The following is a 3,772-nucleotide window of genomic DNA, read 5'->3' on the forward strand; positions in this document are numbered from 1 at the left end:
TCCTGACCGGCTTCGGCATCGACACCAAGGACATCGCCAAATGGGGCGACGAGGATGACGCGCGCATCGTCGGCAACGAAGTCACCGCCGGGAACGAAGAGGGCGGCCTGAAGGCGATGGAAGCGCTTCTGGCCAAGAACGCCGATATCAACGTGGTATACACCATCAACGAACCCTCGGCTGCGGGCGCCTTCGAGGCGCTGAAGGCGGCGGGCAAGGAAGGCGTGCTGATCGTCTCGGTCGACGGCGGCTGCCCGGGTGTGGCTGACGTGAAGGACGGCGTGATCGGCGCGACCTCGCAGCAATATCCGCTGCAGATGGCGGCGCTGGGGGTCGAGGCGATCGCCAAGTTCGCGGCCGACGGCACCAAGCCCGCGCCGACCGAAGGCAAGGACTTCTTCGACACCGGCGTCGCCCTTGTCACCGACAAGCCGGTCGAGGGGGTGGAGTCGATCGACACCGCCAAGGGCGCCGAGCTTTGCTGGGGCTGACTTCAGTTCACTGTTGATCGGTCGGGGCTCTGCGGCCAAGACTGACACCAAGGGCGGCCTTCGCGCCGCCCTTGGCACAACCGGGCCCTGCCTCGGGGCCCCTGGGAGGGGAAGCCATGTCCAACGACGCAAAGTCGGTCTCCGGCGCCTATGAGGCCGGCCTGGCCGGCGCCGCCGAAACGGTGGCCGAGTTCCACGAGCCGGAAAGCCCGCTGAAGAAGCTGCAGCATTGGCTGCACCAGACGCCCTCGGCCGTGCCGATGATCGTTCTGGTGGTTGCGCTGGTGGTCTTCGGGCTTCTGGCCGGCAACTTCTTCAAGGCGGCGACACTGTCGACCATCCTGCAGCAGATCGCCATCGTCGGCATCCTGGGCTGCGCGCAGACCATCGTCGTGCTGACGGCGGGCATCGACCTGTCGGTCGGCGCCATCGCCGTCTTCTCCTCGGTCCTCATGGGGCAGATGACCTTCCGCTACGGCATCCCGGCGGAGCTTTCCATCGTCATCGGCCTGGTGCTCGGCACCGCGATGGGCGCGCTGAACGGGTTCCTGATCGCCCGGCTGCGATTGCCGCCCTTCATCGTGACGCTCGGGACCTGGCAGATCCTCCTCGCCTCGAACTTCATCTATTCCGCGAACGAGACCATCCGGTCCGCCGACATCGCCGAACGGGCGCCCGCGCTCCAGTTCTGGGGCTATGCGATCCAGCCGGGCGGCGTGAAGGTGCTCTACGCCGTCTTCCTGATGATCGCGCTGGTCGCCATCATGGCCTATGTCCTGCGCCACACCGCCTGGGGACGCCATGTCTATGCGACCGGCGACGACCCGGTGGCGGCAGAGCTGGCGGGGGTGCCGACGAAGAAGGTGCTGATCCAGGTCTATGCGCTGGCAGGCCTCTTCTGCGCCATCGCGGGCTGGGTGATGATCGGGCGCTTCGGCTCGGTCTCGCCCACGGCCTCCACCGGCCAGCTGGGCAACATCCAGTCGATCACCGCCGTGGTGATCGGGGGGATCTCGCTCTTCGGCGGGCGGGGCAGCATCGTCGGCATGTTCTTCGGCGCCCTCATCGTCGGCGTCTTCGAGATGGGCCTGCGCCTTGTCGGCACCGACCCGCAATGGACCTTCTTCCTCATCGGCGTGCTGATCATCTTCGCCGTCGCCGTGGACCAGTGGATCAGAAAGGTGGCAGGCTGATGGAACCCATCCTCAAGGCGAAAGGCCTGACCAAACGCTACGGCAAGGTCACGGCGCTGAACGACTGCGACTTCGAGCTGTATCCCGGCGAGATCCTCGCCGTGATCGGCGACAATGGCGCGGGCAAATCGACGCTGATCAAGGCGATCTCGGGCGCGGTGGTGCCCGACGAGGGGCAGATCTGGCTCGACGGGCAGGAGGTCAATTTCAGGACCCCGATCGAGGCGCGCGGGGCGGGAATCGAGACGGTCTACCAGACGCTGGCCATGTCGCCCGCACTCTCCATCGCCGACAACATGTTCATGGGGCGCGAGCTGCGCGCGCCGGGGATCATGGGCTCGCTTTTCCGCAAGCTCGACCGCCCGAAGATGGAGAAGTTCGCGCGGGACAAGCTGAATGAGCTGGGCCTGATGACGATCCAGAACATCAACCAGGCGGTGGAAACCCTGTCCGGCGGCCAGCGCCAGGGGGTGGCGGTGGCCCGCGCAGCGGCCTTCGGGTCGAAGGTGGTGATCCTGGACGAGCCCACGGCAGCGCTTGGCGTCAAGGAAAGCCGCCGGGTGCTGGAACTGATCCGCGACGTCCGCTCTCGCGGCATCCCGATCATCCTGATCAGCCACAACATGCCGCATGTGTTCGAGGTAGCGGACCGCATCCACATCCACCGCCTCGGCCGCAGGCTCTGCGTGATCAAGCCCTCGGACTATTCGATGTCCGACGCCGTGGCCTTCATGACCGGGGCGAAACTGCCGGAAGGCGTGACCGAGGCGGCCTGATCAGCGGCAACCGGATCGCCCGGCTGCCGCTTGCCAAGCTTTCCGGTCGCCTGCGCGGGCTTCGCACCCGCTTGTCTCCGCGGCTCCAGGCACCGGCCTGGGGCTGCCCCTCCAGCGCCGCGCCCGGCGGCAAGGTCGGCTGCCTCCGGCGGGAGTATTTCGAAAAGAGCAACTGCAAGACCAGGTGCGCGCCCGCCCGACGCGACTTCACGTCTGGGCTTGGTGTCCCCCGCCGGGCGGGACGCGACTTGCTCCTTGCGGTCATCGGGACTCCTCCCTGCACCGCGAGGAGAAGGATGCGAGGGCAAGGGTTAACAAATCGCAAACCGGCTTGCTCCTTGCGAAATACTCCCGCCGGAGGCAGCCGACCTGTCCCCACGACCGGCGTCGCAAGACCGTCCCGCGACAGCCCGGACGCGGGGGCTCGATGCCCCCGAGGCCGGTCCCCGCCCAAGATAGCCATTGCTCCCGACGGCCCTTCCGGTTTGAAATAGCGCGGAAAACCGCCAGATCGGCCTGAGCCCGCTGCAACGCCCCCTGCACCCCAAGGCCCGCGTCCGGCCGCGCATCCAGACCGCACGCCCCGACGAGGAAGCCGCATGTCCCTTGCCCTGATCGCGGCCCTGCCCTTCCTCGGCGCCATCCTTTCGCCCCTGGCCCTGCGCTTCGGTCGCGATGCCGCCGCCCTCGCCGCCGGGGCGGCAACATTGACCGCCTTCCTGATCCTCGCCGCCCAGGCCCCCGCCGTCCTCGCGGGCCGGATCGTCCAGACCCGGATCGACTGGCTTCCCGCGCTCGGTCTGAACGCCAATTTCATGCTCGACGGCCTGGGCCTTCTCTTCGCCGGGCTGATCCTCGGCATCGGCCTCCTGATCATCCTCTACGCCCGCTTCTCCCTTGCCGAGACCGATCCGATGGGCCGGTTCATGAGCTGCCTTCTCCTCTTCCAGGGCGCGATGCTGGGGATCGTGCTCTCGGACAACATCCTTCTGCTGCTGGTCTTCTGGGAGCTGACCTCGCTCTCCTCCTTCCTCCTCATCGGCTACTGGAGCGACCGGCCCGACAGCCGCCAGGGCGCGCGGATGGCGCTGGCCGTGACCGGGGGCGGCGGGCTCGCGCTGATCGGGGGGATACTGATCCTCGGGCAGATCGCCGGAAGCTACGACCTGAGCGTGATCCTGACAGAGCGCGCGGCGATCCAGGCCTCGCCGCTCTATCTGCCCGCCCTGATCCTGATCCTCCTCGGCGCCTTCACCAAATCGGCGCAATTCCCCTTCCACTTCTGGCTGCCGCAGGCGATGGCCGCGCCCAC

The 3,772-nt window shown here is 67.4% G+C and carries 4 protein-coding genes; all 4 read left to right on the forward strand.

Annotation, left to right across the window (positions count from 1 at the left end):
- A partial coding sequence (locus V7Q39_RS19980) for a substrate-binding domain-containing protein (protein ID WP_333818368.1) occupies nucleotides 1–491 on the forward strand: 491 nt, incomplete at its 5' end.
- Between the two features lie 116 nt (nucleotides 492–607).
- Nucleotides 608–1,684, forward strand: coding sequence for an ABC transporter permease (locus V7Q39_RS19985; protein ID WP_333818369.1), 1,077 nt, complete (start codon nucleotides 608–610; stop codon nucleotides 1,682–1,684).
- The gene (locus V7Q39_RS19990) at nucleotides 1,684–2,460 is read left to right on the forward strand and encodes an ATP-binding cassette domain-containing protein (protein ID WP_333818370.1); all 777 of its coding nucleotides are present in this window, start codon (nucleotides 1,684–1,686) and stop codon (nucleotides 2,458–2,460) included. Before V7Q39_RS19985 ends, V7Q39_RS19990 begins: the two co-directional genes overlap by 1 nt.
- 599 nt (nucleotides 2,461–3,059) lie before the next feature.
- Nucleotides 3,060–3,772: proton-conducting transporter transmembrane domain-containing protein (locus V7Q39_RS19995; protein ID WP_333818371.1), on the forward strand; the 713-nt coding region annotated here is incomplete at its 3' end.

The organism is Tabrizicola sp. (assembly GCF_036781545.1).
Taxonomy (GTDB): Bacteria; Pseudomonadota; Alphaproteobacteria; order Rhodobacterales; family Rhodobacteraceae; genus Tabrizicola.